This window comes from Roseovarius sp. THAF9, assembly GCF_009363715.1.
GTDB lineage: Bacteria > Pseudomonadota > Alphaproteobacteria > Rhodobacterales > Rhodobacteraceae > Roseovarius.
The window spans coordinates 1,877,908-1,904,760 of the sequence record NZ_CP045404.1; the positions used below are offsets into that span (position 1 = coordinate 1,877,908).

26 protein-coding genes are annotated in these 26,853 nt (G+C 63.0%); 17 read left to right on the forward strand and 9 right to left on the reverse strand.

Translation table 11 applies throughout. The features are described from left to right. Positions 1-22 precede the first annotated feature (22 nt). Positions 23-484: an Rrf2 family transcriptional regulator gene (locus FIU86_RS09300; protein ID WP_152474830.1), complete on the reverse strand. Its 462-nt coding sequence runs from the start codon at positions 482-484 to the stop codon at positions 23-25. A 182-nt stretch (positions 485-666) separates the two neighbouring features. On the opposite strand from FIU86_RS09300, the gene FIU86_RS09305 reads away from it, so the two are divergent. The 4 genes from FIU86_RS09305 to FIU86_RS09320 all read left to right on the forward strand — a co-directional run bounded on the left by FIU86_RS09305 (position 667) and on the right by FIU86_RS09320 (position 4,063). Beyond that, complete coding sequence (locus FIU86_RS09305; RefSeq protein WP_152474831.1) at positions 667-1,320, forward strand: alpha/beta hydrolase; 654 nt, start codon at positions 667-669, stop codon at positions 1,318-1,320. A gap of 4 nt (positions 1,321-1,324) precedes the next feature. Further along, a complete protein-coding gene (locus FIU86_RS09310; protein ID WP_152474832.1) occupies positions 1,325-1,588 on the forward strand; it encodes a hypothetical protein in 264 nt (87 codons plus the stop codon). A 110-nt stretch (positions 1,589-1,698) separates the two neighbouring features. Next, positions 1,699-2,673, forward strand: coding sequence for a quinone oxidoreductase (locus FIU86_RS09315; protein ID WP_152474833.1), 975 nt, complete (start codon positions 1,699-1,701; stop codon positions 2,671-2,673). A 214-nt stretch (positions 2,674-2,887) separates the two neighbouring features. Next, complete coding sequence (locus tag FIU86_RS09320; RefSeq protein WP_152474834.1) at positions 2,888-4,063, forward strand: DUF2254 domain-containing protein; 1,176 nt, start codon at positions 2,888-2,890, stop codon at positions 4,061-4,063. Positions 4,064-4,288: 225 nt separating this feature from the next. Here the strand turns inward: FIU86_RS09320 and mfd are convergent, their stop codons facing one another. Continuing rightward, complete coding sequence (gene mfd, locus FIU86_RS09325; protein WP_152474835.1) at positions 4,289-7,735, reverse strand: transcription-repair coupling factor; 3,447 nt, start codon at positions 7,733-7,735, stop codon at positions 4,289-4,291. Between the two features lie 10 nt (positions 7,736-7,745). Then, positions 7,746-8,273, reverse strand: a complete 528-nt coding sequence (locus FIU86_RS09330) for a component of SufBCD complex (RefSeq protein ID WP_152474836.1) — start codon at positions 8,271-8,273, stop codon at positions 7,746-7,748. 140 nt (positions 8,274-8,413) lie between these two features. On the opposite strand from FIU86_RS09330, the gene hemB reads away from it, so the two are divergent. From hemB to FIU86_RS09345, 3 genes are all read left to right on the forward strand, one after another. Further along, positions 8,414-9,412 carry a porphobilinogen synthase gene (gene hemB, locus FIU86_RS09335; RefSeq protein ID WP_152474837.1) on the forward strand — a complete coding sequence of 333 codons (999 nt, stop codon included), beginning with the start codon at positions 8,414-8,416 and terminating at the stop codon, positions 9,410-9,412. 137 nt (positions 9,413-9,549) lie between these two features. Next, positions 9,550-10,110, forward strand: coding sequence for a YSC84-related protein (locus FIU86_RS09340; protein WP_152474838.1), 561 nt, complete (start codon positions 9,550-9,552; stop codon positions 10,108-10,110). A gap of 91 nt (positions 10,111-10,201) precedes the next feature. Further along, on the forward strand, positions 10,202-10,657 hold the full coding sequence (locus FIU86_RS09345; RefSeq protein ID WP_152474839.1) for a hypothetical protein: 456 nt from the start codon (positions 10,202-10,204) through the stop codon (positions 10,655-10,657). Between the two features lie 21 nt (positions 10,658-10,678). Here the strand turns inward: FIU86_RS09345 and FIU86_RS09350 are convergent, their stop codons facing one another. Together FIU86_RS09350 and FIU86_RS09355 are read right to left on the reverse strand one after the other, a co-directional pair. Then, entirely contained in the window at positions 10,679-11,125 is a 447-nt protein-coding gene (locus tag FIU86_RS09350; protein WP_152474840.1) for a BrnA antitoxin family protein, read from the reverse strand. Positions 11,126-11,292: 167 nt separating this feature from the next. Then, positions 11,293-11,562 (reverse strand): usg protein, encoded by a 270-nt coding sequence (locus tag FIU86_RS09355; RefSeq protein WP_152474841.1) that lies wholly within the window; start codon positions 11,560-11,562, stop codon positions 11,293-11,295. 243 nt (positions 11,563-11,805) lie between these two features. Between FIU86_RS09355 and gyrA the strand changes: the two genes are divergently transcribed. From gyrA to FIU86_RS09370, 3 genes are all read left to right on the forward strand, one after another. Next, entirely contained in the window at positions 11,806-14,535 is a 2,730-nt protein-coding gene (gene gyrA / locus FIU86_RS09360; RefSeq protein WP_152477053.1) for a DNA gyrase subunit A, read from the forward strand. Positions 14,536-14,651: 116 nt separating this feature from the next. Continuing rightward, complete coding sequence (locus FIU86_RS09365) at positions 14,652-15,293, forward strand: hypothetical protein (RefSeq protein WP_152474842.1); 642 nt, start codon at positions 14,652-14,654, stop codon at positions 15,291-15,293. 83 nt (positions 15,294-15,376) lie between these two features. Beyond that, positions 15,377-15,727 (forward strand): DUF6614 family protein, encoded by a 351-nt coding sequence (locus FIU86_RS09370; protein ID WP_152474843.1) that lies wholly within the window; start codon positions 15,377-15,379, stop codon positions 15,725-15,727. 15 nt (positions 15,728-15,742) lie between these two features. Here the strand turns inward: FIU86_RS09370 and FIU86_RS09375 are convergent, their stop codons facing one another. Then, on the reverse strand, positions 15,743-16,861 hold the full coding sequence (locus FIU86_RS09375) for a polysaccharide biosynthesis/export family protein (protein ID WP_254703984.1): 1,119 nt from the start codon (positions 16,859-16,861) through the stop codon (positions 15,743-15,745). Positions 16,862-16,980: 119 nt separating this feature from the next. Here FIU86_RS09375 and FIU86_RS09380 point away from each other — a divergent pair, with 119 nt between their 5' ends. The 3 genes from FIU86_RS09380 (at position 16,981) to FIU86_RS09390 (ending at position 20,486) form a co-directional block, all read left to right on the forward strand. Next, positions 16,981-17,796: an NAD(P)-dependent oxidoreductase gene (locus FIU86_RS09380; protein ID WP_152474844.1), complete on the forward strand. Its 816-nt coding sequence runs from the start codon at positions 16,981-16,983 to the stop codon at positions 17,794-17,796. Then, positions 17,793-18,407 carry a sugar transferase gene (locus tag FIU86_RS09385; RefSeq protein ID WP_152474845.1) on the forward strand — a complete coding sequence of 205 codons (615 nt, stop codon included), beginning with the start codon at positions 17,793-17,795 and terminating at the stop codon, positions 18,405-18,407. Before FIU86_RS09380 ends, FIU86_RS09385 begins: the two co-directional genes overlap by 4 nt. A 198-nt stretch (positions 18,408-18,605) precedes the next feature. Further along, complete coding sequence (locus tag FIU86_RS09390) at positions 18,606-20,486, forward strand: nucleoside-diphosphate sugar epimerase/dehydratase (protein WP_152474846.1); 1,881 nt, start codon at positions 18,606-18,608, stop codon at positions 20,484-20,486. 7 nt (positions 20,487-20,493) lie between these two features. On the opposite strand, the gene FIU86_RS09395 is transcribed toward FIU86_RS09390, so the two are convergent. The 3 genes from FIU86_RS09395 to FIU86_RS09405 all read right to left on the reverse strand — a co-directional run bounded on the left by FIU86_RS09395 (position 20,494) and on the right by FIU86_RS09405 (position 23,645). After that, positions 20,494-22,326, reverse strand: coding sequence for an ABC-F family ATP-binding cassette domain-containing protein (locus FIU86_RS09395; protein ID WP_152474847.1), 1,833 nt, complete (start codon positions 22,324-22,326; stop codon positions 20,494-20,496). Positions 22,327-22,372: 46 nt separating this feature from the next. Beyond that, positions 22,373-23,110, reverse strand: coding sequence for a GNAT family N-acetyltransferase (locus FIU86_RS09400; protein ID WP_152474848.1), 738 nt, complete (start codon positions 23,108-23,110; stop codon positions 22,373-22,375). 88 nt (positions 23,111-23,198) lie between these two features. Continuing rightward, the gene (locus tag FIU86_RS09405; RefSeq protein ID WP_152474849.1) at positions 23,199-23,645 is read right to left on the reverse strand and encodes an outer membrane protein assembly factor BamE; all 447 of its coding nucleotides are present in this window, start codon (positions 23,643-23,645) and stop codon (positions 23,199-23,201) included. Positions 23,646-23,742: 97 nt separating this feature from the next. Between FIU86_RS09405 and FIU86_RS09410 the strand changes: the two genes are divergently transcribed. From FIU86_RS09410 to FIU86_RS09425, 4 genes are all read left to right on the forward strand, one after another. Next, the gene (locus FIU86_RS09410; RefSeq protein WP_254703985.1) at positions 23,743-24,297 is read left to right on the forward strand and encodes a DUF177 domain-containing protein; all 555 of its coding nucleotides are present in this window, start codon (positions 23,743-23,745) and stop codon (positions 24,295-24,297) included. A 151-nt stretch (positions 24,298-24,448) separates the two neighbouring features. After that, on the forward strand, positions 24,449-24,655 hold the full coding sequence (gene rpmF / locus FIU86_RS09415; protein WP_057789461.1) for a 50S ribosomal protein L32: 207 nt from the start codon (positions 24,449-24,451) through the stop codon (positions 24,653-24,655). Positions 24,656-24,680: 25 nt separating this feature from the next. After that, complete coding sequence (gene plsX, locus FIU86_RS09420; protein WP_152474850.1) at positions 24,681-25,781, forward strand: phosphate acyltransferase PlsX; 1,101 nt, start codon at positions 24,681-24,683, stop codon at positions 25,779-25,781. Continuing rightward, the gene (locus FIU86_RS09425; RefSeq protein WP_152474851.1) at positions 25,778-26,752 is read left to right on the forward strand and encodes a beta-ketoacyl-ACP synthase III; all 975 of its coding nucleotides are present in this window, start codon (positions 25,778-25,780) and stop codon (positions 26,750-26,752) included. The genes plsX and FIU86_RS09425 overlap by 4 nt, the downstream gene beginning before the upstream one ends. The last annotated feature ends 101 nt before the right edge of the window (positions 26,753-26,853 follow it).

The following is a 26,853-nucleotide window of genomic DNA, read 5'->3' on the forward strand; positions in this document are numbered from 1 at the left end:
AAACCTGTCGCCGCAGGCGTCCTCATTCTTCGTCCACCACGGCGAAGAGCGACGGCACGGCGGGGCACGGCGCCAGCGAGTTGCCGACGATGTCGCTCAGCCGGGTCTGGTGCAGGAACACGTAGACCTGTGCGCTCAACCCCTCCCACAGACGGTTGGTCATGCTTTGCGCCCGCGACCCGCTGGTGGCTCCCGACGCCCCCGCGCCCTTGTGCATCGCATCAATTGTCTCGTCCACCGCGGCCAGGATGTCCACCGCCCGGATCTCAGCCGCCGGCCGCGCCAGCTTGTAACCGCCGCCCGGCCCCCGTACGGAATTGACCAGCTCGGCCCGGCGCAGCTTGACGAACAGCTGTTCGAGGTAAGGCAGCGAGATGCTCTGCCGGTTCGAGATGTCGCTGAGCGTCACCAGCCCGTCCTTCTGCTGCAGCGCGATATCGACAAGCGCCACCATCGCGTAGCGTCCCTTGGTGCTGAGTTTCATCGTTCCCCCCCAAATACCGGGCGCTTCAGGGCCGTGACAGGCGGGGAAGTGATTGACCTTGCGCCATCAACCCCCTATCCCGCGTGAAGCCGCAGAATCCATTCGGTTGTTTAGAATAGTTCTAAGGTGCTTGATCAATTCCGTCAAGAATTGACCGGCGCCCGAAATGCAAGGGGACACGCATGCCCGAGGTCATATTTCCCGGCCCCGAGGGCCGCCTGGAAGGCCGCTACCACCCGCAACGCGAGCGCGATGCGCCGATTGCCATCATCCTGCACCCGCACCCGCAATTCGGGGGCACGATGAACAACAAGGTGGTCTACAACCTGCATTACGCGTTCCACAAGCTGGGCTTCACCGTCCTGCGCTTCAACTTCCGTGGCGTCGGCCGAAGCCAGGGCGAGTATGACCAGGGCGTGGGCGAGCTTTCCGATGCCGCCTCGGCGCTCGACTACCTCCAATCGATGAACGCCAATTCGAAACATTGCTGGGTCGCGGGCTTTTCCTTCGGTGCATGGATCGGGATGCAACTGCTGATGCGCCGCCCCGAGATCACCGGCTTCGTCTCGGTCTCACCGCCCGCCAACATGTACGACTTCTCGTTCCTGGCCCCCTGCCCGTCCTCGGGCCTCATCATCAACGGCAGCGCCGACCGCGTGGCGCCCCCCGCCGACACCCAGTCTCTCGTGGGCAAACTGCATGAACAGCAGGGCATCACCATCACCCACGAACAGATCGAGGGCTCGGGGCACTTCTTCGAGGAGCCGCACATGGAGACGATGATCGACACCGTCAGCGATTACGTCAAACGCCGCCTGACCGAGACCACGAGGTAAGCCCATGGGCGTGACCGAGGATCTGGCAGACGAACTGGCGCTCAAGGTCATCAAGTATGTGGATGCCTCGGGCGACGATGGTGTGATCTCCGAAATCGTCGGCATCCTCGGCGCCACGTCCCAATCCGCCGAAGAGGCGTTCCTGACCTCGATGCGGGTGCGCCGCGCCAACATGGCCGCACGCGCGCACCTGCTGAACCGGGTCAAGAAATTCCAGGAAAAGCAGGCGGACGGCGGCGACGCGGCCAAGGACGCGCCCGAAACCTGACCGCGATTGCAATTCGCACGGGCGATCCCCGTCAAGCGGGCTAGATGCCCGTCCAGACGCGTGCGGCGTATTCCATGACGGCCGCGCATGACAAGCAAGGAGACACCACAATGGCACGCACAATCATCATCGAAGAGTTCGGCGGCCCGGACACACTCAAGCTCGTTGACCGCGAGGTGGGCCAGCCCGGCCCCGGCGAGGTGCGCATCGCCCATGTGGCCTGCGGGCTGAACTTCATCGACGTCTACCAGCGCACCGGGCTTTATCCGCTGGAGCTGCCCCATGCCCTGGGGATGGAGGCCGCGGGCATCATCGAGGCCGTGGGCGACGGTGTCACACACCTGCAAGTGGGTCAGCACGCGGCCTATGCCGCCACGCCACCCGGCGCCTATTCCGAGGCCCGCGTCATGCCCGCCGCACAGGTCTGCCCCCTGCCCGACGACATCGCGTTCGAGGATGCCGCCTCGATCATGCTGCAGGGCATGACCGTGGAATACCTCTTTCACCGCGTCTCGCCGCTGAAAAAAGGCGACACGGTGCTGTTTCACGCCGCTGCCGGCGGTGTGGGCCTGCTGGCCTGCCAATGGGCCCGCTCAGAGGGCATCACCCTGATCGGCACTGCCGGCACCGACGAGAAATGCAAACTGGCAGTCGACAACGGCGCGTCGGCCTGCATCAACTACCGCACCGAGGATTTCGTGGCCGAGGTCAAGAAACTGACCGACGACGCGGGCGTCGACGTGGTGATGGACGGTGTCGGCAAGGACACGTTCGATCGCTCGCTCGACTGCCTGAAGCCCTTGGGCATGATGATGTCCTTCGGCAACGCCTCGGGCCCGGTCGAGCCGGTCAGCCTGCTGACCCTCGCGCAGAAAGGCTCGCTGAAACTGACGCGCACCACGCTCTTCACCTTCCTGGCCGATCACGAACGCTGTCAGGACATGGCCAAGCACCTCTTTTCCAAGGTGCAGTCGGGCGACGTGAAGGTGAATATCGGCCAGACATGGAAGCTTGAGGATATCGCCGAAGCGCATCGCGCGCTCGAGGCGCGGGAAACCACCGGGTCGACCATCCTCACGCTTTGATCACGCCGTCGGGAACTTTCCCGCTCCGGGTGCAGTTACCCCCCTGCACGCCATAGCGGGCACGCCAATTGTGCCCGCCCGGCAAACCGGAGTAGAAGACCCATGAACAATATCATCTATATCGTCGGCCTTGTTGTCATCGTCGTTGCCATCCTTTCGTTTATCGGTATCGGCTGAAGCAGGTCCCGGGGTCCGACCTCCAGGGAAGAATTGAATGAACAAACGGGCGCTCTTGCTCAAACTGGCGCAGGACGTACGCGCCAGCTACTGGTTCATTCCGGCCAACATGGTGTTGTTCGCGATCCTTCTGGCCTACGGGTCGGAATGGCTCGACCACAATGCCGACATTTTACCTTACCAGCTTCCCGAAACCCTGATCGACACACAGGTCGACGGCGCGCGCAGCACGCTGTCGACCATTGCCACCTCGGTGATCGGCGTCACCGGCGTGATGTTTTCCATGACGATGGTCGCGGTGTCCTTTGCCGCCGGCAATTACGGCCCGCGCCTCATTGGGAACTTCATGCGCAACCGGGGCAACCAGATCAGCCTCGGAATCCTGATTTCCACCTTCGTCTATGCCCTGCTGATCCTGCGCGCCGTGCAGGACCCGTCCGAGACGGACCAGATCGAGGCGTTCGTGCCGCAATATTCCATGCTGATCGCGATGCTGGGCTGCATCATCGCGGTCTTTACCATGATCTATTTCGTGCACCACGTGCCTGAGACGATCAACGTCGGCAACATCACCGCCGGCCTCGGTCAACGGCTGGAAACCGAGATCAAGGCCATCATCGACGCCGAGGACGCCCGCGACAAGCGCCGCGAGGTGACCTATCCCGACCGCGCACCGGACCACGAGATCACGATGAATGCCGCGGGCTATATCCGCACGCTGAACTACGGAAAGGTCGAGCAGCTGACCGACCGCGGTGACTGGACCCTGCGGATCGAACAGCAGCCGGGCGATTTCGTCAGTTCCTTCACGCCGGTGATGTCCGTCTGGTCACGCGACGCGCTGTCGGACGAGGATATCGCGGAGTTGCGCGACTGCTACGCGCTTGGCACCAGCAAGACCGAGCATCAGAACGTGCTCTTTCTCGTCGATGAACTGGTCGAGGTGCTGGCCCGCGCGCTGTCGCCCGGTGTCAACGATCCTTTCACCGCGATCAACTGCCTCAACTGGATGCAGAACGCCCTGTCGGTCGCGCGGCACCATGGCGAGGGTCTGGGCGAGGACGGCGCCGGCAAGCACGCGCTGGGGCCACGCTTGACCTATGACACCCTGTTCGAGCGCAGCTTTCTGGCCTCCAAGCCCTATACCGACACGGACGAGCTGACCAAGGCGCAGTATGAAAAGCTGGTGGCGGAGTTGAAACGGTCGCAGTGAGCGCCGCGCGATTGCCAGACCGCGGGGTGGCGACCCGTCGGCTGTTCAGCGCACTTTATCGCAGCCACGTCCGTAAAGCCTCAGAACGACGCGCCAACGTGCCCCAATCGCCAGCCCGGGGGGCGGCCCCCCTTTCGGCGATTGCAGGCAATCGCCTTTCGGTCAACGGACGATCGCGCGGCGGCGCGGCGGTGCCGCGCCTTGATTCCGCGCGAAGGCGGCTCCTCACCCCTTCTTGCCTTCCTTCACCTTCTCCGCCAGATCACGTGCTATTGCGAACGCGCCCTTGATCTTGTCGGCGTCGGATTTCCAGCTGCGCTTGACCACGATCTTGTTGTCCTTGACCTTGGCCAGCCCCTTCTGATCCTTGATGAACTCCACCAGCCCCTGCGGATTGGAAAACTTGTCGTTGTGGAACTGGATCGTCGCCCCGCGCGGCCCGCCATCCAGCTTGGCGATCCCGGCGCGCTTGCACATCGCCTTAATCCGCACCACCAGCATCAGCGTGTTCACTTCGCGCGGCAGTTTGCCGAACCGGTCGATCAGCTCGGCGGCAAAGCCTTCCAGTTCAACTTTGGTCGCCAAGCCACTGAGACGGCGGTACAATCCCAATCTGACGTCCAGATCCGGGACGTAGTCCTCGGGGATCAGCACCGGCACCCCAAGATTAATCTGCGGCGCCCACTGCTCATCGGCCTCGCTCAGCCCCTCAAGCTGCCCCGACTTGATCTTGGCAATCGCCTCTTCCAGCATCGACTGGTAAAGCTCGTACCCCACGTCGCGCATCTGCCCCGACTGTTCCTCGCCCAGCAGGTTGCCGGCCCCGCGAATGTCCAGATCCTGAGACGCCAGCGTGAACCCCGCGCCCAGCTGATCCAGACTGCCCAGCACCCGCAACCGCTTTTCGGCGCCGGGCGTCAGGCGCATCCGGGGCTTGGTCGTCAGATACGCATAGGCCCGCGTCTTGGCACGCCCCACGCGCCCCCGGATCTGGTAAAGCTGCGACAGGCCAAACATATCGGCGCGGTGCACCACCATCGTGTTCGCCGTCGGAATGTCCAGACCCGACTCCACGATCGTCGTGGCCAGCAGCACGTCATACTTGCCGTCGTAGAACGCGTTCATGCGCTCATCCAGCTCCTTCGCCGCCATCTGGCCATGCGCCACCACGAAACTGACCTCGGGCACTTGTTCGCGCAGAAACGCCTCGATCTCGGCGATGTCGCTGATCCGCGGCACCACGTAGAAACTCTGCCCGCCCCGGTAATGCTCGCGCAAAAGCGCCTCGCGGATCGTCACCGTGTCGAACTCGCTGACATAGGTGCGGATCGACAGCCGGTCGATGGGCGGCGTGCCGATGATGCTCAGGTCGCGCACGCCCGACAGGCTCAGTTGCAGGGTGCGGGGGATCGGCGTCGCCGTCAGGGTCAGCACATGCACTTCCGAGCGCAGCGATTTCAGCCGCTCCTTGTGCGTCACACCGAAGCGCTGCTCCTCGTCAATCACCAGCAGACCAAGATTCTTGAACCGGATGTTCTTGGCCAGAAGCGCGTGCGTGCCCACCACGATATCAACCGTCCCATCGGCCAGTCCCGCGCGTGTCTTGGTGGCCTGCCCCGACGACACGAAGCGCGAGAGGGGCGCCACCGTCACCGGGAAGCCCCGGAACCGCTCGGCAAAGCTCTGGTAGTGCTGCCGCGCCAGCAGGGTCGTCGGCGCGATCACCGCTACCTGCATGCCCGACATGGCCGCGATAAACGCGGCTCGCATCGCCACCTCGGTCTTGCCAAAGCCGACGTCGCCGCAGATCAGCCGGTCCATCGGCGTGCCGCTGTCGAGGTCCGCCACCACGTCCTCGATCGCCCGCAACTGGTCATCCGTCTCCTGATACGGGAACCGGGCCGAAAACGCCTCCCACGCGTGGTGCTCGGGCTCCAGCACCGGGGCCTTGCGCAGCGCGCGTTCGGCGGCGATCCGGATCAGGCGGTCGGCCATCTCGCGGATGCGTTCCTTCAGCTTGGCCTTCTTGGCCTGCCACGCGCCGCCGCCCAGACGGTCCAGCAGACCCTCCTCGTGGCCATAGCGGCTCAGCAGTTCGATATTCTCGACCGGCAGGTACAGCTTTGATTGTTCCGCATATTCCAGCAGCAGGCATTCATGCGCCGCGCCCGCCGCCGTGACCACTTCCAGCCCTTTGTAACGCCCGATCCCGTGATCGACATGCACCACGAGGTCACCAGGTGACAGGCTTTGGGCCTCGGTCAGGAAATTCTCGGCCCGCCGCCGCTTCTTGGGGGACCGGATCAGGCGGTCGCCCAGAATATCCTGCTCGGCGATCACCGTCAGGTCCGGCGCGGTAAAGCCATGCTCCAGCCCCCAGACCGCCAGATGCAGGCCACGCTTGCCAATGGCCCCGGCGTTCTTGACCGTGACCGCGCCCAAGAGGCCCTCATCCTCCAGCAGACCTTCCAGCCGCTCCCGCGCGCCGTCCGAATAGGACGCGACCAGCACCGGCCCCTCGGCCATGCGCGCGTCAATATGGTCTTTCAGGACACTGAAAAGGTTGATCTTTTCCTGCTGACGTTCGGGCGCGAAATTGCGGCCAATGCGCCCGCCCGCGTCGATCACGCTAGGCCCCGGTGCCTGCGGCAGTGGCGACAGGGCCAGCACGCGGCGGTCCCCCAACGCAGCGCTCCAGGCGTCGTCATCCAGATACAGCAGATCGGGCGCGATGGGCTTGTAAACGCTGTCCTCACGGCCCTTCTGGGTCATGGCGTGCTTGCGGGCTTCATACTGGTCGGCGATGGAGACCCACCGCGCCTCCCGCGCCGCCTCGACCTGGTTATCCAGGCTGACCGGCGCGCCGGGGATATAGTCGAACAGCGTCTCCAGCCGCTCGTGAAAGAGCGGCAGCCAATGCTCCATCCCGGCCTGCTTGCGCCCCGCGCTCACCGCCTCGTAAAGCGGGTCGTCACTGCCCGCCGCGCCGAATTCGATCCGGTAGTTCTGCCTAAAGCGCGTGATCGCGGCCTCGTCCAGAATGACCTCGCTGACCGGTGCCAGCTCGACCCGGTCCAGCTTTTCCGTGGTGCGCTGCGTCGCCGGATCGAACCGCCGCACGCCGTCCAGCACGTCGCCGAACAAATCCAGCCGCACAGGGCCGCTCTCCCCCGGCGGATAGATGTCGATGATCCCGCCGCGCACGGCATAATCGCCCGGCTCCATGACCGTGGGCGCCTGGGTGAAGCCCATCCGCACGAGGAAGGATTTCAGCGCGTCCTCGTCGATCTGGTAATCCACCTGCGCCGAAAACGCCGCCTCACGCAACACGTCCCGCGCGGGCACGCGCTGTGTCGCCGCATTGAGCGTGGTCAGCAGGATGAACCGCGACGGTCCGCCATGCACCAGCCCGGCCAGCGTGGCCATCCGCGTGGCCGAGATGTCGGCATTGGGCGACACCCGGTCATAGGGCAGACAATCCCAGCCGGGAAAGCGGATCACCGGCATCTCCGGCGCGAAAAAGCGCAGCGCCTCCTCCATCGCCGCCATCCGCTTGTCGTCACGCGCGACATGGATCACAGGGCCCTCCGCGCGGGCCGCCTCGTCCAGGATCAGCTTCGCGTCGAACCCTTCGGGCGCGCCGCCGACGGCGATACGGTTGCTGCCTGCCATGCCCGGCCCCTCAGCCGCCCAGCACGCCGGTCGACATGTTGACCAGCATGCCCCACATCGCCGTCACCAGGATCGACAGGACCCCCACGAACTGCGTACTGATGCGGTGGTAATGCATCCGCTTGTAAAGCGCCTCGCCCACCAGCTCGTCCCGGGTGATGCGGTTCGCGGTGTAGACCGACAACAGCGCCACCAGTGTCATCGGAAAGCCGATCAGAAACAGCGCCTGGCTGAATTCGTTGCCGTAGACGAACCCCAGCAGGCACAGCGTGGTCAGCACGAAACAGACGAACCCGGCCAGCAGCAGGCCCGTCTCCCGGCCGATGTAAAGGATCCGGTTGCAGTTGATGCGCACCATGTCGTGCAGATCCACGATCCCCTGCTCATCGCCGTTCTTGGCGCGCTGCACCATGTCCCACGGCACGCCCAGCACCCAGTGACTGGTCGACGACCACAGCACCGCCAGCACAATCCAGAACCACAGGTTGCTGAAACTGCGCATGTCGATCAGCTCGAAAATGGTCTCGATCAGGTCCAATGCCGGTGCCTCTTTGCGTATTTGCGCTGTGCCGCGCTCTATCCGGGCACCTCTTAGCGCCGCTCTGCGCCAATTCCTACCCTTGAGATGGGGGAATTTCCATGCCACTCAGAAGGCGCACCAGAAAAAGGATGGCAACAATGCGTCCCACCCAAGGGCCCTTCCCCGTCACGCGCCTGCGCCGGACCCGCGCCACGCCGGCGATCCGGTCGCTGGTGGCGCAGAATACGCTGACCCCGGCCGACCTGATCTGGCCGGTCTTCGTGCGCGACGGGGAAGGCCAGGAAGAGCCCGTACCCTCCATGCCCGGCGTCATGCGCCGCAGCGTCGACCGGGTGGTCGAGGCCGCCCGCGAGGCGCAAACCCTCGGCATTCCCGCGATCTGCCTCTTTCCCTATACTTCGGCCCAGAACCGAACCTCGGATTGCGCCGAGGCGTGGAATCCCGACAACCTTTCTAACCGCGCCACCCGCGCCATCAAGGACGCAGTGCCCGACATTGCCATCATGACCGACGTGGCGCTCGACCCCTATTCCGACACCGGCCATGACGGGTTTGTCGTGGATGGCGAGATCCTGAACGACGAAACCATCGAGGCGCTGGTCAAGCAGGCCCTCAGCCAGGCCGCGGCGGGCGTCGACATCATCGGCCCCTCGGACATGATGGACGGCCGCATCGGCGCCCTGCGCGCCGCACTTGAGGCCGAAGGCCACAAGAACACCCTGCTTCTCAGCTATGCCGCCAAGTACGCCTCCGCCTTCTACGGCCCGTTCCGCGACGCGGTGGGCGCATCCGGCGCGCTCAAGGGCGACAAGAAGACCTACCAGATGGACCCCGCCAATTCCGACGAAGCGCTGCGCTGCGTCGCCCGCGACCTGACCGAGGGCGCCGACATGGTCATGGTCAAGCCCGGCATGCCCTACCTGGATATCTGCCGCCGGGTGAAAGACGAATTCGGCGCGCCCACCTACGCCTACCAGGTGTCGGGCGAATACGCCATGATCCAGGCCGCCGCGCAGAATGGCTGGATCGACCATGACCGCGCCATGGTCGAAAGCCTGATGGCCTTCAAACGGGCCGGTTGCGACGGCATCCTGACCTATTTCGCCCCCGCCGTGGCGCGGATGTTGAACGGCTGATACCCACGCGGGTTCTTGCTTATCGGCTCCGACACCACAAACTGTGGTGACACCGCCTGTCTTCCCCTCTATAGTGTGGGTATAGACCGGCATTTACAAAAGACCGGCCACGGATCAGGCAACGAACAGGCAGTATCATGAAAAACCTTTCCCGGCGAAGCTTCACGCTCGGCGCATTGGCCGCGTCCCCCCTTCTGGCCGCTTGCGGCAACGGGGTCGGCAGCGTCGGCTCGCAGAAGATCGACGCCCGCGTCGACTCGACGCTCAATTACCTTTACCAACGCTATCCCCAGACCCGCGACATCGCGGCCAAGTCTGTGGGCCAGCTTGTCATGCCCCTGATCACTGAGGGCGGCTTCATCGTCGGCGGTGGCTATGGCCGTGGCGCCCTGCGCGTGGGCGGTGCGACGGTCGATTATTACTCTGCCACCAAAGGCAGTGTCGGGCTTCAGATCGGGGCGCAGCAATTCGCCCACGTGCTGTTCTTCATGACCGAGGATGCGCTGGCCGGCTTCCGCCGCGCCTCCGGCTGGGTCGCGGGCGCGGACATTGAATACGTCTTCTCGGACCAAGGCGAGAACTTGCGGGCCGACACCACGACTGCCAGCACGCCGGTCCTCGCGGTGATCTTCGGCCAGGCGGGCGCACTGGTGGGCGCGTCGCTCGAAGGCACCAAGTATACGCGCATCATCCCTTGACCCGCCCCGGGGTTTGAACCCGGGATGGACATCAGACGACTTACAGGGGCGTGTGAACATTTCACACGCCCTTTTTCAGTGAGGTCACCCCATGTCCCGCACCGCAATCCTTGCCGTCCTTGTCAGCCTCTGCTTCGCAGCCCAAGCTTACGCCTGCGCCCTGCCTCCACCGGTCTGCGAGGTCTCGAACGGGCAGCGTGCCACGCTCGAACACGCCAACGGCAGCACCGTGCTTTTTTCGCAGTTCGATCCCGACGCCGCGGGATACCGGCCCACCTATGTTCTGGTCGATTGTACCAAGCGACAGGCCGTTGCCCTGGGGCACCTGACGGAAGGTGCCGATGACATGGAAAGCCAGACCCATTTCGATGGCCGCATGGTGATGGATCGCGAACTTTCGACCGGTGCGCCCGCCCGACTGGGCCGCGTGCATCGCCAGCTTCAGCGGATGGGGCTGCGCAGCAAACGCTTCACCCTGCTGAAATCCCATTGCGGCTGCGCCCTGCCCGACATGCCCCCGGCGCCCTCAAGCTGTCCGCCCTACTGATCCCGGCGCCGATGGCACGCCTCACTTCGCGTCGTCGCCAAAGTCGATCTTGATCCCGGCGAAGGGGTTGTCGTCGTCCGCCGCGGTCTCGTTCAGGCGGCTGGCGCGCTGTTCCTTCAGGATCTCCATCTGCCGGTCCAGGTACTCGGCAAACTGCGGCCCCTCGCCGTTCTCGTCCCAATGCGCATAGACCCGCCCCTCGATCAGCGCCAGCCAGTACAACCGCAGCACCCGGTTGATGCGCGCGCCATAGCCGGGGCCAAGGCGGCGGAACCATTTCACCATGTCGCTGTCCAGCCGGATCGTGACCCGCGTCTTCGGGCGCGCGATCGGCTCGCGGCTTTCCAACCCCTGCCACTCTTCGGGCAGGGATCGGTCCAGCCAGTGTTCCGTCAGCGATTCCTGCAATTGCCGCAATTCGTCAATCAACGCGGCGCGGTTGTTTTGCGGTGGCGGTGTGCGGCGCATCAGGGGTTCCTTTCAACGGGATGACATGGAGGAACGCCCGTCATCCTGACGCCGATACGTTAACGCCGCATGGCGGCACCGCCCGGTGTACGGGGGGTGTACGCGGGGTGCACGCCTATCACCCCCGTGATTTCGGCCCGTTGCACCGATCAGTTAACCGACCGCGCTCAGTTCATGTAGAACTCGCCTGTGACCTGCCGCCATTCGCCGGGGCTGATCATCTTGCGATGGATGAACTGCACCGAGTGCAGCGGCCCCTCGATCTCGTCCTGCCAGAACTCGATGAACTTGAAAAGCTTGGGATGATCCGGCGCAAGGTCATAGTCCTGCCAGACGAAGGTATTGATAACATGCGCATAATCCGGCATGTGGTAAAAAAATTCTGCTGTCGTCAGGCCATAGCCCTTCAGCATAAGTTCGGTTTCTGAAAGCTCCATTTCTGTTCCCATATTGGCACCACTCTTGTTGTTATGTCTTTCAGTGTGCCACGAAATTATTAGTTTTCAATAAAAACAGTATGTTATCACCCGGCCGCGCTGGCTGCCAAAGTGCTGCAACGCAGGCCATTGCACCCCATATCCTGCCTCTGATATAGTTTTCGCAACAAGATATAGAACAGTTGCGACAGGACGGGACAGCACGTGAACGACACGCCGGAAACCCCTGAAAACGAAGACGAAATGCCGCCAGAGCGCCCCGCGCATGACGGCCCGACGGTGTCGATCATCGACGAGATGAAGACGTCCTACTTGGACTATGCCATGTCGGTGATCGTCAGCCGGGCCATTCCCGACCTGCGCGACGGGCTGAAACCCGTGCACCGGCGCATCCTTTACGCCATGCACGAAACCGGCAACACCCACGACAAGGCCTACCGCAAATCCGCCCGCCCCGTGGGCGACGTCATGGGTAAATATCACCCCCACGGCGACAGCGCGATCTACGACGCGCTGGTGCGCATGGCGCAGGATTTTTCCATGTCTTTACCGCTACTTGACGGTCAAGGCAACTTCGGCTCCATGGACGGCGACAACCCCGCTGCCATGCGCTATACCGAGGTCCGCATGGACAAACCCGCCGGCGCGTTGTTGGCGGATATCGAGAAGGAAACCGTCGACTTTCAGGACAACTACGACGGCAAGGACCGCGAGCCGACTGTCCTGCCGGCGCGGTTTCCCAACATGCTGGTCAACGGCGCAGGCGGCATCGCGGTGGGCATGGCCACCAACATCCCCCCCCACAATCTGGGCGAGGTCATCGACGCCACGCTGGCCCTGATCGAGAACCCTGACCTGAGTTCCGAACAGCTGATCGAATATATACCAGGCCCGGACTTTCCCACGGGCGGCATCATGCTGGGCCGCTCAGGCGCGCGGAAGGCTTACATCGAGGGGCGCGGCAGCGTGATCGTTCGGGCGAAGACCCGGATCGAGGAGGTCAGGAAAGACCGCTATGCGATTGTTATCGAAGAGATTCCCTATCAGGTGAACAAGTCGGCAATGATCGAGAAAATCGCCGAGACCGTGCGCGAGAAACGCATCGAGGGCATCACCCACGTGCAGGACGAATCCGACCGGCACGGCGTGCGCGTGGTGGTCGAGCTCAAACGCGACGCCACCGCCGAAGTGGTGCTGAACCAACTGTTCCGCTTTACCCCGATGCAGACGCATTTCGGCTGCAACATGCTGGCGCTGAACGGCGGACGGCCCGAGCAACTGACGCTTTACGGCTTCCTGAGCGCCTTCATTTCGTTCCGCGAGGACGTGGTGGCGCGGCGCACCGCCTATGACCTGCGCAAGGCGCGCGAGCGCAGCCACGTCCTGTGCGGCCTGGCCGTCGCGGTCAGCAATGTCGACGAGGTCGTGGCGACCATCCGCGCCTCCGCCGACGCCGCCGAGGCGCGTGAAAAGCTGATGACCCGGCGCTGGCCGGCTGGCGATATCCTCGAATATATCGCGTTGATAGACGACCCGACGCACAAGGCCAACGAAGACGGCACCTACAACCTGTCCGAAACGCAGGCCCGGGCGATCCTGGAGCTGCGCCTGCAAAGGCTGACGCAACTGGGCGTCAAGGAAGTCACGGACGAGCTGCAGGACCTGGCCGGCAAGATCAAGGAATACCTCGCCATCCTCGCCAGCCGCGAGAGAATCATGCAGATCATTTCGGACGAACTGACCGAGGTGAGAGAGCAGTTCGCCGTCCCCCGCCGAACCGAGATCGTCGACTGGTCCGGCGACATGGAAGACGAGGATCTGATCGAGCGCGAAGACATGGTCGTGACGGTCACGTCCGGCGGCTATATCAAGCGCACGGCGCTTGCCGATTTCCGCGCGCAGAAACGCGGCGGCAAGGGCCTTTCGGGGATGCAGACGAAGGAAGAGGACGTGGTGACCACGCTTTTCGTGGCCAACACGCATACGCAGCTTTTGTTCTTCACCACCGACGGGATGGTCTACAAGCTGAAAACCTGGCGCCTGCCGCTGGGCGGACGCACGTCGAAAGGCAAGGCGATCGTCAACATCCTGCCGATTCCCACCGGCGTCAGCATCGCGGCGATCATGCCGGTGGATGTGCCGGAGCAAGAGTGGGAGAACCTTCAGATCTTCTTTGCCACCTCGGCCGGGGACGTGCGGCGCAACGCGCTGAGCGACTTCACCAACGTCAAGTCGAACGGCAAGATAGCGATGAAGCTGCCGGACGAAAACACGCGGCTGGTCAACGTGCGCATCTGCTCCGAGGACGATGACGTGATGCTGGTCACCGACTCGGGCCGGGCGATCCGGTTCCGGACAACCGATGTACGCGTCTTCAAGGGGCGCGATTCCACCGGCGTGCGGGGCATCAGGCTGCAGAACGGAGACACGCTCGTCTCGATGTCGATCATCCGCCATTTCGAGGCCAGCCCCGACGAGCGGGCCGCCTATCTGAAGATGCGCCGCCAGATGGCCGGGGCGGATGACGAGGGCACGGGCGAGGATGAAGGCAATGCCGACGCCCCCCTGCCCCCCGAACGGTTCGAGGAGATGAAGGCGGCGGAGAACCTGATCCTGACGATCACCGAGCAGGGCGCTGGCAAGCTGAGTTCGAGCCACGATTACCCGGTGCGCGGACGCGGCGGCATGGGCGTGCAGGCGATGGACAAGGCGATGCGCGGCGGCCCGCTGGTGGCGTCCTTTCCGGTGGACCTCGAGGACCAGATCATGCTGGCCACCTCACGCGGGCAGTCGATCCGGGTGCCGGTCGAAGGCATTTCGTTCCGGTCGCGCAGCGCGGGCGGTGTAAAGGTGTTCAACACCGGCAAAGGCGAGAAGGTCGTCAGCGTCGCGTGGATCGCCGAGACCGGAGAAGAGGACCTGCTGGAGGGCGAGGCGACGGAAAACAAGGCGGAGGACCAGGACGCAACCTGATTTTCAGAGTGCGCCGCGCAAAGCGCGCCATTTTGAACAAATTTCGCCGCAATTCGTCGGCAAACAAGGTTAAGGAAGCCCCGGATTTCTGCTGCCCCGGGGCGGGTATCGCCTTGATGCACAGACAACAACGTTGGATCGACTATCCGGGTCTGAACATGATCCGCATTGTCATCGGTTCTTATTTCATGGCCATCGCGCTTGGCTTGATTTCAGGCGTGTCACCGCCTGCGTTATTCGTGTCAGTGACGGACCCGCGCACTGCCGATCTTGTCGGAACGGTTCTTCTTTTCGCGATTACGGCGGCGTTCATGTTGGGGCTGTACCTGCGGCTGACATCCCTGATGCTGGCCATTTTCGTGTTTGCCAGCAGCGCCACGCAAAACCTGGTTCTGACCGAAACTGCGCTGGTCGAGCCGTTCTGGCGCGACCTGACAATGGTTTGCGCGGTGCTGTTGAGCTACACCTGCCTGAAGCGGTCCGAGATCAGTCGTGCAGCGCTTGTGATGCGGCGGGGGGGCACGCCCCGAATGAAGATCGACCAAACCGTTGTGCCACGCCGCGTCACCGCAGGGGCCTCGGCGTCGGAACGCGTACAGCCGCAATCGCGTCTGACCCATTCGATGAAGCCTCTCATGCAGTCCCGCGCGGCCGTTGCGGAGAAAGTGTTGGTCGAGGCACGGACTCCAAAGGCGGCCCCGCGGCGGCATGAGGCGGAAGCGGATATCGACGTCGACAACATCTTCGTCGCGATGTGATCTTTGCCATCGTGTCTGGCGGAAACCAATTGGCAAGGTTTTCGTGCCACGATACGCGCAAGCCCATAGGGAAACCGCGTGTCATGAACGTCTATACGTGCCAGATCGACCTCAAGAAGGACGCCCAAGCGATGCTGTTTGCTGCGGCGCTGGAAAACTGGATGACCCATTTGCAGGCTGCCGGCGTGGTGGGCGAGTGGTCACTGCTGCGCCGCAAGCTGAACCTGGCGTCGGACGCCTATCGCGATTTCCTGCTTCAGATCGAAGTGTCGGACATGGCGCAACTGGACCAGGCGTTTCGCTGGGTGGGCCAGCAGGGCGACGCGGCCGAGACGCTTTATGCCCGGATGCATGACATGATCGACCGCGCCGATTTCGCCCTTTATCGCCCTTTCCCCGACCCGGAGCGTGCCGAACGGTTGGCCATCATCTGAACGGTGCGTGCCCGATCAGTTCGTCACGTTGTTGACCGAACTGGTGACGCCGATGATCGTACCGAACAGGCCGATTATGGTGCGGGCCGAGTTTATCGGCGACTCAGTGGCGTATAGAGTGTCGTCGGGCTGCATGTAGAACTGACGCGCGGCGAAAAGACCGTCGGCAGAGGTTAGATCAAAACTGAACACGACCTGCTGCTTGTTCGGTCCGACAAGGCCGGGCTTGAGATCCCGGGGCTGGTAGTCGCGCAGGATCAAGACACCTTTTGGGTTCGCGGTGCCGGCATTGAGACCGCTGGTCGACGACAGCGCCTCCATCACGGTCATGCGTTCCTTTTCGAAATATATGATCTTCTGGCTGCCCGTTGCCCCGAGGGAGGTGAAGCTGCGGTCGTCTTCGACCACGACGATCTGATCGCCGCCGACTACGCGGATGTTGCGGTTCGCGTTCTCAAGCACCGACGAGACGCGTGTCTCATAGGTACGACCACCGCGTTGCAAGCGGACCAAGGGGTTGCGCAGCGAGGAATTGACGCCGCCCGCCTGGGCGATGACGCTCAGCAGCCGCGTATTCCGGCTTTCCAGCGGCAGGCGGCCCGGCGCCCCGACACCGCCGACCATATCGACCGAGTTGTTGCGCCCCGGCACAACCGAAAGCTGGACCTGTGCCGATGGCTGGATCTGCTCGAACTGCGCTTGCAGGCGGACCCGTGCGGAGGACGGCGTGAGCCCGCGCACCGAGACCTCGCCGACATAGGGCAGAAACACGCGGCCGGTGGCCGAGACCATCTGCGGCGGAATCTCTGCGGCGTTGCCGTCGAGGCCGGTCAGAAGCGAATTCTCCTCGCTGTCCCACACGACGATATTAACGGTGTCGCCGGTCTGGATTGTCGAAGAATCCGGCCCGTGATCGGCTCCGAACCAGTGATAATGTCCGTGCGTTCCGCTGTGCGGCCACTTGGCTAGCAGGGGGGTCAGTTCACGCGTGACTTCGACCAACTGGAACGAGGGATTCTCGGATTTCTGTTCCTTAAGAACCTCGGATTGCACGGCGGCCCCGCGCGGCAGGGCACAGCCGGACAACGCCACGACGCATACGGCCATGAGAATGAACCGAAGATTCTTTTTCACTGTACCTGTCCCCCCCAAGGGATTGCTTCGGTTTCCTATCGCATGGACGTGATGATAGACAATGGGGTAATGGAAAAAGTCGGCGAAGTCGCAGAATTTCCCCCAAATGGACGGCCATCATGCGGATACTGATCACGGGCTCGGGCGAGCGGCTTGGCCGATTGCTCTACGCAGCGAGAGAGCGGGATGACGCGCCCGGTGCCGAGATCCAGTCCCGCAACGCGGGCCGAGACGTGCAATGGCAGCCCGGCGCCACCGCAGCGCGGCTGCCGGACTGCGATGCGCTGGTGGCGCTGTGGGGCGCCACCAGCGGCAGTGCCGAAGAACTCGCGGTAAACGCCAGACTGGTCGCGCTGTCGCGGCAGGTGGCGCAGGGATGCGGGGCGCGGGTGGTTTTTCACCTGTCTTCGGCCGCGGTTTATGGTCCCGGCGCGCGCCTGGCCGAAACCGCGAGAATTGCGCCGCGCACTCGCTATGGCGCGGCGAAAGTGGAAATGGAGCGACGGGTGCGAGAGGGACGCGCCAGCGCGCGGGAATGCGTGCTGCGACTGGCAAACGTGGTGGGGGCGGACAGCCTGGCCGGGGCGCTGACCTCGGACGGGACTGTCACGCTGGACAGGTTTGATGGCGGTCGCGGGCCGGTGCGCAGCTATATCGGGGCGACGGATCTGTTGCGGGTGCTGAGAGCGCTCGCCGAGGCGGAGGCCGACAACCTGCACTTTGCTTTGAATATCGCGGCACCGGCACCGGTGGCGATGGACGATCTGGCCCGCGCTGCGGGAAAGCGCGTGGCGTGGCGGACGGCGCCGGCGGAGGCCGTGCAGGAGGTGTCGCTGGACACGGGCCTTTTGCAGTCCGTGCTACCCACCCTGCGGCTTACGTCGGATGCCGATGAACTGATTGCCGGTTTGACCGCGCTGGAGCGCGTCGCATGACCCCTGGCAAGCGATTGATGGATATCGTTCTGGCGTTGGTCCTTGCCGGCGTGCTCTTCATTCCCACCGCAATCGTGGCTCTGATCGTGCTGCTGAGGGACGGCCGACCGATCCTGTATCCGTCGAAACGGATGAAGGCGCCGGGCCAGAGCTTTACCTTGTGGAAGTTTCGCACGATGGCGACTGCGGATCGGGACGCCTCGGTTTCGGGCGCGTACAAGCAGAGCCGGATCACGGCCACGGGACGTGTCCTGCGGCGCACGCGCCTGGACGAACTTCCGCAGCTTTGGAACATCCTGCGCGGCGATATGAGCTTTGTCGGCCCGCGCCCGCCCCTGCCCCGCTTTGTGCGGCTGTGTCCCGAGACTTACGCCGAAGTGCTGAAAAACCGGCCCGGCGTCACCGGTCTGGCCACGCTGGTCTTTCACAAGCGGGAAGAACGGTTGCTGGCGCAGTGTCATAGCCAGAGCGAGACTGACGCAGTCTATCTAAGACGCTGCGTGCCGGCCAAGGCCAAGATCGACCTCATTTGGGCGCGCAACCGAACAGTGTGCTTTGATCTAATCCTTATCCTCGCCACGGTTCGGCGGGTTTTCGCCTTTCGGGGATAAGGCGACAAAACCTTTACTTTCAGGGTTTAGCGTGTCGCAAAGGAGCGTATGCTTTGCATACGCAGCAGAATATTGCTTGAGGGTTCTGGACCAATCGACCTATCAGTGTAGAAGTGGTTCTGCTCAAGGTTAATGTGTGTTGGATGAGGTTTGTAATTTGAAGTGTTTACATCCAACGATTATGAGAGGCGGGGCTTGATGCTTTACAAGTTGGCGATTTCGCTTTCCCGTCATCAAAAACAAAAAATCCTTCTGGCTATTGACAGCATACTGATCGTCCTGTCGCACGTCGTTGCCGGCGTCCTGCTTCTGGGAACTGACGCGATTGGCGCGAACATTCACGCTTTCCTGCTGAGCATTGCCTTGGTGACGTGCACCGGTGTGGCGCTGATCCTTCTGAAAGGGCTGCACAAGATCAAGCTGAACGCCTATCAGATGCAGGGCGTAGTGGAATCGGCGCTGGTGGCTTGCGTCGTGATCGGCACGGGCGTGTTCGCATCTTACGTCTTTCTGAACATGGTCTTCCCGGCGCCGCTTTATGTGGTCATGGGAATGTTGTTCCTCATCCTGTCGATCTCTTCCAGGTTGGTCCTGCGGCAGGTGCTTCTGTCGGTCTACCGGCGCGGCAACGCGCGGCTGCCGATCATCATATACGGGGCGGGCCAGACCGGTCAGCAACTGGCGACCGCGCTGACGGTCGACGATGCGGTGGCGCCCGTGGCCTTCGTGGATGACGATCTGCGTCTTCAGGGAATCACGATTGCGGGACTGCGCACATATTCGCCCGGCGATCTGGAGAACCTGATCCAGCGTTACCAGGTCAAGCGTGTGGTGCTGGCCATGCCAAGTGCCAACCGCGCGGTGCAGTCGAGCATTATCAAGCGCCTGGCCAACACCTCTTGCGAGGTCCATGCGATGCCGTCCTTCGCGGACCTTGTCGCCACCTCGGGATCCAGTCTTGCGGAAACGAAACCGGTGGATGTGAACACCCTTCTGGGGCGTGCGGGGTTCGACGATGACCTGCCGGGCGTATACGACACCTATCGCAACCGCAATGTCCTGGTCACCGGCGCCGGTGGCTCCATCGGGTCGGAACTGTCGCGCCAGCTTCTGACGTGCCAGCCCACCAAGCTGGTGCTGCTGGACCATAGTGAACTGGCACTGTTCGACACGCACCGCGAGCTTTGCGCGATCATGCCCGAGGCAACGGTGATTCCGATCTTGGGCAGCGTGACCGAGGAAAACCACATGGCCGATGTCATGCGGTCCCACAAAATCGACATCGTGTTGCATGCAGCAGCCTACAAGCATGTGCCGATGGTAGAACAGAACGCGCTGGAAGGCATCCGCAACAACGTCTTCGGGACGCGAATCGTCGCCAACGTGGCAATGCGCCTTGGCGTGGAACGGTTCATCCTTGTGTCGACGGACAAGGCGGTACGCCCGTCTTCGATCATGGGGGCGTCCAAACGCTTCGCCGAACTGGCGGTCCAGGATCTGGCGACACGTTCGACCAAGACGCGGTTTTCCATGGTGCGGTTCGGCAACGTGCTGGGCTCTTCCGGGTCGGTCATCCCGCTGTTCCAAGAGCAGATCGCACGCGGCGGCCCGGTGACACTGACCCACCAGGACGTGACGCGGTATTTCATGACCATCCCAGAGGCAGTGCGGCTGGTCCTGCTGACAGGATCCTTTGCACGGGGCGGTGACGTCTTCGTGCTGGACATGGGCAAGCCGGTGCCGATTTACGAGCTGGCCCGGCGGATGATCGAGAACGCCGGCCACACGGTGCGCGATGCGGAAAACCCCGGCGGCGATATCGAGATCGAGGTGACCGGCCTGCGCCCGGGCGAGAAGCTGCACGAGGAATTGCTGATCGGTTCCGACATGCTGACCACGCCGCACCCTAAAATCCTACGGGCCCAGGAAAAGCACTTGTCCGAGATCGAGATGGCCAATGCGCTGCAATCGCTGCGGCAGGCCATCGACAGCCGCAATGCGGAACAGATGGAAGCCACGTTGCAGCAATGGATGGAAAAGAGCGACATGAAGGTTGGCGGGAAATCCGTCAACGAGTGAGCCACGCTCAGCCTGCGTCCTCGGCCTTTTCTGCCAGTATGAGCCATTCTTCCTCCGCTTCTTCCAGCGCGGTCTGGCGCGAGCTGAGTCCCTCGGTTGCCTTGGCGAATTTGACCGGCTCGCGGGTGAAAAGATCAGGATCGGACAACAGTTCTTCCAACTTGGCGATCTCGGCTTCGAGTCGCGCGATCTCATTCGGCAGCGTGTCGAGCCGGTGCTGATCCTTGAAGCTGAGTTTGGGTTTGCGGGACTTGGCAGGTTCCGCCGTTTTTGACGGTGCGGGCGCGGCCGGCGCCGGTTTGGCGGGCTTTCTCTCCGTTGGGGCGTCAGGCGGAACGCGCTGCGCCATGTAATCGGTCCAGCCGCCGGCGTAGACGGTCTGCCGGCCGCGCCCTTCCATGGCGACCGTGGTGGTGGCCACGCGGTCGAGGAAATCCCGGTCGTGGCTAACCAGAAGGACGGTGCCATCGTAGTCATCGAGCAGTTCCTGAAGCAGGTCCAGCGTTTCGATGTCCAGATCGTTGGTCGGCTCGTCCAGCACCAGAAGGTTGCTGTCCCGAGCCATCAGCTTGGCCAGCAGGAGGCGGGCTTTCTCGCCTCCAGACAGCGAGCGGACCGGGGCACGAACCTGGCGTTCATCAAAGAGAAAATCCTTGAGATATCCCACCACATGGCGCGGTGTGCCGCGCACCATGACCTGGTCGGCCTGCCCCGAGACGCGCATGTCGGGATCGCCGGTCAGGTTGTCCCAGAGGGTCATGTCCGGGTCGAGCTGGGCGCGGGCCTGGTCAAAGACGACAGGCACGAGATTGGTGCCGTGGCGCACCTCGCCCATGTCGGGCTCGAGCGATTTCATCAGGAGGTTCAGCAGCGTCGTCTTGCCGACGCCGTTGGGACCTATGAAGGCAACACGGTCCTTGCGCTGGATGGTAAGGGAGAAGTCGCGCACGATTGGCGCGCCCTCGAAGCTCTTAGAGACGTCAAGCGCCTCGATCACCTTGCGGCCCGATTGCGGGCCGCTGGACAGCGCCATGGCGGCCGTGCCCTGCCGCTTGATCTGCGAGGCGCGCTCGGCCCGGAGGGCCTGGAGGTTGCGCACGCGGCCCTGGTTGCGCTTGCGCCGGGCCGAGATGCCCTCGACCGCCCAACGGGCCTCTTCGGCGATCTTGCGGTTGAGCTTGTGTCGGGCCTGGTCTTCTTCCTCCCAGACCTTGTCGCGCCAGGATTCGAAATCTTCGAATCCCTTCTCCTGGCGCCGCGTGGCGCCGCGGTCGATCCAGAGCGTTGCGCGGGTGAGCGCGCGCAGGAAGGCGCGGTCGTGGGAGATGAGGATATAGCCTGCGCGGGTTTCGCGCAGTTGTTGTTCGAGCCAAGCTATAGCTTCGATGTCGAGGTGGTTGGTCGGCTCGTCCAGAAGCATGAGATCAGGCGCCTGTGCCATCAGCTTGGCCAGCGCAGCGCGGCGCCGCTCGCCACCCGAGGCGGTGGCGACGGGGCGGTCTGGATCGAACTTGAGGCCCTCGGCGGCCATTTCGATCCGGAAGTGTTCGGCCACGTCCAGCCCGTCGGCGGCGAAGGCCCCGAGCGTGTCGAAGCCGGTCATGTCCGGCTCCTGCTCCATGTAGCCTACGGAGGTGTCGGGATGCAGCACACGGGTGCCGCGATCAGGTTCAACGAGGCCGGCGATAACTTTCATCAAGGTCGACTTGCCTGAGCCGTTGCGGCCCACCAGTGCCACGCGGTCGCCGGGTTGGACGACCAGCGACAGGTCGTCAAAGATCGGCGCTCCGCCGAAGGTCAGGGAGATGTCGGAGAGTTGAAGAAGGGGTGCACGCGCCATGGCGCAGCGCTATCCCGCGCAAGGTATGGCGTCAAGCGACGACGGGCTAGCCCGCAACGGCCCGCAGCAGGCGCTTGCGTGCGGCTGGGATGGCGTTGATCTCGAGCCCGGTGAAAACGTGCAAAGTATTCATCTGCCGGTCCACAACCGCGTGATCGCTGACCCAGCCCCCCATCACCAGGTAAGTGCGCAAGAGCGGCGGCATCCGCAGCATCGCCTGTTTGGTGTCGGGCTTGCGCAAGCGCAGGGCCTGGGCGAAGCGAAAGACCGAAGGCGCCTTGACCCGCGGCAGCCAGCGTCGCGGCGCAAGGTGGTGGTCTTTGAGCATGGCGAACGCGTCTAGATAAGTGTCGGCGTCGGTGCCCTTGAAAGAAGAGCAGCCGAAGAGCAGCTCGACCTCGTTTTCATCGACATAACGGGTCATTGCGGCCCAGGCCACGCGCAGGATATCGGGGTCGCGCGCCTCGGGATGGATGCAGAATCGGCCCATCTCGACCATGCGTCCAGGGAAGGCGCGCAGCGCGGACAGCTCGTAGAACTGGGCGGAATAGCTGCGCTCGATCTCGTCACCGCCATTGAGGGGCAGCATCCTGAAACTGCAGATCAGGCGATTGTCCGTCGTGTCCTCGACGAGGATATGCGTGCAGATGTCGTCAAAGCTATCCTGGTCGAGCGCCCCGGTCGCCTCGGTGCCCTTGAAGGCCAGTTGCCGCAGGCGTTGCGCCGCTTCGATATCGGCCGCGCTTTCGGCCGTTCGCGTCCGGTAGCGTCCCTTGCTCAACATGTCAGCCTCATCTGTGACGGTCGCCTAGACGATATATATGTGCGAACCGCTTAGCATGAAGCATGTGACAGGCGAATGACGCCGGGTATCAGAAAAACTCGCCCGGATCGACATTGCCGAAGTTGCCCAGAAGCTGACGCAGGAAGCCGTTGCTGACCACCGAGGAATCGGTCACGCGGCGGGTCAGCGGCACGATATTGCCGTCGGCCAGCGAGAAGGTCTCGATATTGGCGATGGTGTCGTTCGGGGCGAAGCTGATAGCCAGGACCTGACGCTCGATCACCTCGGGGCGGTACATGCCGACCTCTTTTACCCGGCTGCGAACATAGTAGTAATCGCCGCCGCTGAGCATGCCGGCCGAGGACGGCGGGCCGACCACGTCGTCAACGGTTTCGCGGGTGTCCACACCCACCTGAAGGTTGTTCAAATCTTCCTGAAGCGGAATATACCCGTGGTTGCGATAGGTCGGCGTACAGGCCGCGAGCGCCACGGACAGGCACATCATGACCCCCATCTTGGCAAACCAGATTCTCATGCCACCCCTCTTCGCCTCTTGAACGGGTCCCCATTGCCCTTTTATTCCGATACAACAAGGTAGCGGTAAGGTTCAAGAAAGGATAGGTCATACGCCCATGACCGGAAAGACAGAAAATACGACCGTGCTGCATCTGACACAGATGTCGATGAACCGACCGCATCCGTTTCGGATCGAGCCCGATCCCGCCACAATGGCGCGGATGGCCGAAGGTCTTGGGATATTGTCGCTGAAAAAGGCCGTGTTCGAGGGCGCGATGCATCCCGACGACGGCGAGAACTGGCGGCTGGAAGCGCGGTTGGGCGCAACGGTGGTGCAGTCTTGCGTCGTGACATTGGACCCGGTCACCAGTCGCATCGAAGAACCGGTCACCCGCAAGTTCCGCAAGGACTGGCCCGGGGTCGACACGGATCAGGAAGAGGTCGAAATGCCCGAGGACGAGACAATCGACCCTCTGACCGATCATATCGACCTGTCGGCCTTAATGCAGGAGGCCATCGCGCTGGCCCTGCCCGCATACCCGCGCAGCACCGGGCAGGAGCTGGGAACCGCTCGGTATGCGCCCCCTGGCGTGACCCCGCTGACGGACGCGGATGCCAAGCCGTTCGCAGCGTTGGCAAAGCTCAAGGAACAGTTGAAAGACAACGACTGAGAGCCCGAAAGAATCGCTGGACAGCAAGCGATTTCCTTGTATTTTCGCGCTCTCACCGGATTTAGGGTTGCACGCTTGGCTCTTCAGGGATTAAGAGCCGCGTCAACGTATGAAACCGGGCCGAAAGGCCCACAAGATTTGAGGTTGTGACATGGCCGTCCAACAGAACAAAGTATCGAAATCGCGCCGCAACAATCGCCGGGCGCATGACTCGCTGGAGGGTGCGAACCCGAACGAGTGTCCGAACTGCGGTGAACTGAAGCGCCCGCATCACGTGTGCGTCGCCTGTGGTCACTACGCGGATCGCGAAGTCATCGCTTTGGATGACGAGGTCGACCTGGACGAAGACGCAGCCTGAACGGCGGCATCAAGGGACGCGTCCAATGACGGCATCGGCCGACAGCAAGACAAGCGGGCGCATCCTTATTTCCGTAGACGCCATGGGTGGCGATCTTGGCCCGGCAACCGTCGTTGCCGGGATTTCCTTGTCCGCAAAGAAAAACGACCGGATCGGGTTCATCCTGCACGGACCCGAGGATGTGCTGAAACCGCTGGTGGCCAAGCGCAAGCACCTGGCCGGGCGCTGCGAGATTCGCAACGCGGGCGACGTGGTCGAGATGGAGGACAAGCCGAGCCAGGCGCTGCGCCAGGGCAAGGACACCTCGATGTGGTCGGCGCTGGAATCCGTGCGCAACGGCGAGGCGAGCGTTTGCGTGTCGTGCGGCAATACCGGCGCGCTGATGCTGATGTCGGTCATTCGCCTGCGCAAGCTTCCGGGGATCTACCGCCCTGCCATCGCGGTGCTGTGGCCGTCGCAGAACCCGCAGCGGCACAACATCATGCTGGACGGCGGCGCCGATATCCGGGCCGATGCCAAGGACCTGATGCAATACGCGCTGATGGGCACGTCCTATGCCCGCAACGGCTTTGGCCTTGAGCGGCCGCGCGTCGGGCTCTTGAATGTGGGCACCGAAGAGCACAAGGGCCGCGCGGAACTGCGCGAGGCCTATGACCTGATCGAAGGCAACGCGCGGAACGGCGATTTCGAGTTCGTTGGCTTCGTCGAGGGGCGCGATCTGCCCGGCACTGTCTGCGACGTGATCGTGACCGACGGGTTCACGGGCAACGTGGCGCTGAAGACCGGCGAAGGCACGGCAAAGCTTATTCGCGAGTTGCTCAAGGAAGCCTTTGCGCACACGCCGCTGTCGCGGCTCGCCTCGATCCTTGCGCTGACCTCGCTTCGGCGGATGGGCAAGCGGATCGACCCCAGCCGGGCCAATGGCGGCGTCTTTCTGGGCCTCAACGGAACTGTCGTAAAGTCGCACGGATCCGCCGATGCGACGGGGATTTCCGCCGCCGTCAAGCTGGCATTCGAGCTGGCCGATACCGGCTTCACCGAAAAACTGGCGGCACGGGTTGCATCTGCAACGATGCTTGAACAGGATGCCGATAACGAACCCGACATTAGCGGTGAACAGGCATGACGATTCGCGCCGTTGTAGACGGTGTCGGTCACTACCTTCCTGAGCGAGTGGTGCCGAATTCGCATTTCGAGACGTTTCTCGAAACGTCCGATGAATGGATCCGGAGTCGGTCGGGAATAGAACGCCGCCATTTCGCCGCCGAGGACCAGACCACATCTGACCTTGGCGCTCGCGCCGCGCTTGCTGCGATGGCGGACGCAGGGGTTGGGCCGGACGATATCGACGGCATTCTCGTTGCCACCTCGACCCCGGACCTGACCTTTCCCTCGGTTGCCACCATGATCCAAAAAGAATTGGGTATGACACGCGGCTTCGGCTTTGACGTTCAGGCTGTCTGTGCCGGGTTCATCTATGCGCTGGCAAATGCCAACGCGCTGATCGTGTCGGGCCAGGCCAAGCGCTTGCTGGTCATCGGGGCCGAAACGTTCAGCCGGATCATGGACTGGACCGACCGCTCCACCTGCGTTCTTTTCGGTGACGGCGCTGGCGCAGTGGTACTGAGTGCCTCCGAGGCCGACGGCACATCACAAGACCGTGGCATCCTGTCGACCGACCTCAATTCGGACGGGCGCTACCTCGACATGCTGTATGTGGACGGGGGCGTGTCGTCGACCGGCACCTCGGGCAAGCTGAAGATGCAGGGCAACCTGCTGTTCAGGCAGGCCGTGGAAAAGCTGACCACCACCGCCGAAGCCGCCCTTGAGAAGGCCGCGCTGAGCGATGACGATGTCGACTGGATCGTGCCGCACCAGGCCAACATCCGGATCATCCAGGGTACCGCGAAGAAACTTGAGGTCCCCATGGACCGGGTCGTCGTGACGGTGCAGGATCACGGCAACACATCGGCCGCATCGATCCCGCTGGCGCTTTCGGTGGGCGTGGCAGAGGGCAAGATCAAACGTGGCGACGTGATAGTTTCAGAGGCGATCGGTGGCGGCTTGGCCTGGGGTGCTGTGGTTCTGCGCTGGTGAATGCCGGAACAAAGCGCGATTTTTCCGCTTAAACTCTACCTTCCAAGTCATTGACATTGACTCGGAAAATTCTTCCCCCCTAAAGTTCTTCGCAAACGACA

Excerpts from the sequence above, each read along its gene's own strand:
- FIU86_RS09320 (WP_152474834.1), top strand. The coding sequence starts at position 2,888 with ATGAACAAACGGGCGCTCTTGCTCAAACTGGCGCAGGACGTACGCGCC.
- FIU86_RS09315 (WP_152474833.1), top strand. The coding sequence starts at position 1,699 with ATGGCACGCACAATCATCATCGAAGAGTTCGGCGGCCCGGACACACTC.
- FIU86_RS09395 (WP_152474847.1), bottom strand. The coding sequence starts at position 22,326 with ATGGCGCGTGCACCCCTTCTTCAACTCTCCGACATCTCCCTGACCTTC.
- mfd (WP_152474835.1), bottom strand. The coding sequence starts at position 7,735 with ATGGCAGGCAGCAACCGTATCGCCGTCGGCGGCGCGCCCGAAGGGTTC.
- FIU86_RS09310 (WP_152474832.1), top strand. The coding sequence starts at position 1,325 with ATGGGCGTGACCGAGGATCTGGCAGACGAACTGGCGCTCAAGGTCATC.
- FIU86_RS09380 (WP_152474844.1), top strand. The coding sequence starts at position 16,981 with ATGCGGATACTGATCACGGGCTCGGGCGAGCGGCTTGGCCGATTGCTC.
- gyrA (WP_152477053.1), top strand. The coding sequence starts at position 11,806 with ATGCCGCCAGAGCGCCCCGCGCATGACGGCCCGACGGTGTCGATCATC.
- hemB (WP_152474837.1), top strand. The coding sequence starts at position 8,414 with ATGCGTCCCACCCAAGGGCCCTTCCCCGTCACGCGCCTGCGCCGGACC.
- FIU86_RS09385 (WP_152474845.1), top strand. The coding sequence starts at position 17,793 with ATGACCCCTGGCAAGCGATTGATGGATATCGTTCTGGCGTTGGTCCTT.
- FIU86_RS09390 (WP_152474846.1), top strand. The coding sequence starts at position 18,606 with ATGCTTTACAAGTTGGCGATTTCGCTTTCCCGTCATCAAAAACAAAAA.
- FIU86_RS09410 (WP_254703985.1), top strand. The coding sequence starts at position 23,743 with ATGACCGGAAAGACAGAAAATACGACCGTGCTGCATCTGACACAGATG.
- FIU86_RS09405 (WP_152474849.1), bottom strand. The coding sequence starts at position 23,645 with ATGAGAATCTGGTTTGCCAAGATGGGGGTCATGATGTGCCTGTCCGTG.
- FIU86_RS09425 (WP_152474851.1), top strand. The coding sequence starts at position 25,778 with ATGACGATTCGCGCCGTTGTAGACGGTGTCGGTCACTACCTTCCTGAG.
- plsX (WP_152474850.1), top strand. The coding sequence starts at position 24,681 with ATGACGGCATCGGCCGACAGCAAGACAAGCGGGCGCATCCTTATTTCC.
- FIU86_RS09345 (WP_152474839.1), top strand. The coding sequence starts at position 10,202 with ATGTCCCGCACCGCAATCCTTGCCGTCCTTGTCAGCCTCTGCTTCGCA.
- FIU86_RS09400 (WP_152474848.1), bottom strand. The coding sequence starts at position 23,110 with ATGTTGAGCAAGGGACGCTACCGGACGCGAACGGCCGAAAGCGCGGCC.
- FIU86_RS09350 (WP_152474840.1), bottom strand. The coding sequence starts at position 11,125 with ATGCGCCGCACACCGCCACCGCAAAACAACCGCGCCGCGTTGATTGAC.
- FIU86_RS09370 (WP_152474843.1), top strand. The coding sequence starts at position 15,377 with ATGAACGTCTATACGTGCCAGATCGACCTCAAGAAGGACGCCCAAGCG.
- FIU86_RS09340 (WP_152474838.1), top strand. The coding sequence starts at position 9,550 with ATGAAAAACCTTTCCCGGCGAAGCTTCACGCTCGGCGCATTGGCCGCG.
- rpmF (WP_057789461.1), top strand. The coding sequence starts at position 24,449 with ATGGCCGTCCAACAGAACAAAGTATCGAAATCGCGCCGCAACAATCGC.
- FIU86_RS09305 (WP_152474831.1), top strand. The coding sequence starts at position 667 with ATGCCCGAGGTCATATTTCCCGGCCCCGAGGGCCGCCTGGAAGGCCGC.
- FIU86_RS09355 (WP_152474841.1), bottom strand. The coding sequence starts at position 11,562 with ATGGAGCTTTCAGAAACCGAACTTATGCTGAAGGGCTATGGCCTGACG.
- FIU86_RS09365 (WP_152474842.1), top strand. The coding sequence starts at position 14,652 with ATGCACAGACAACAACGTTGGATCGACTATCCGGGTCTGAACATGATC.
- FIU86_RS09300 (WP_152474830.1), bottom strand. The coding sequence starts at position 484 with ATGAAACTCAGCACCAAGGGACGCTACGCGATGGTGGCGCTTGTCGAT.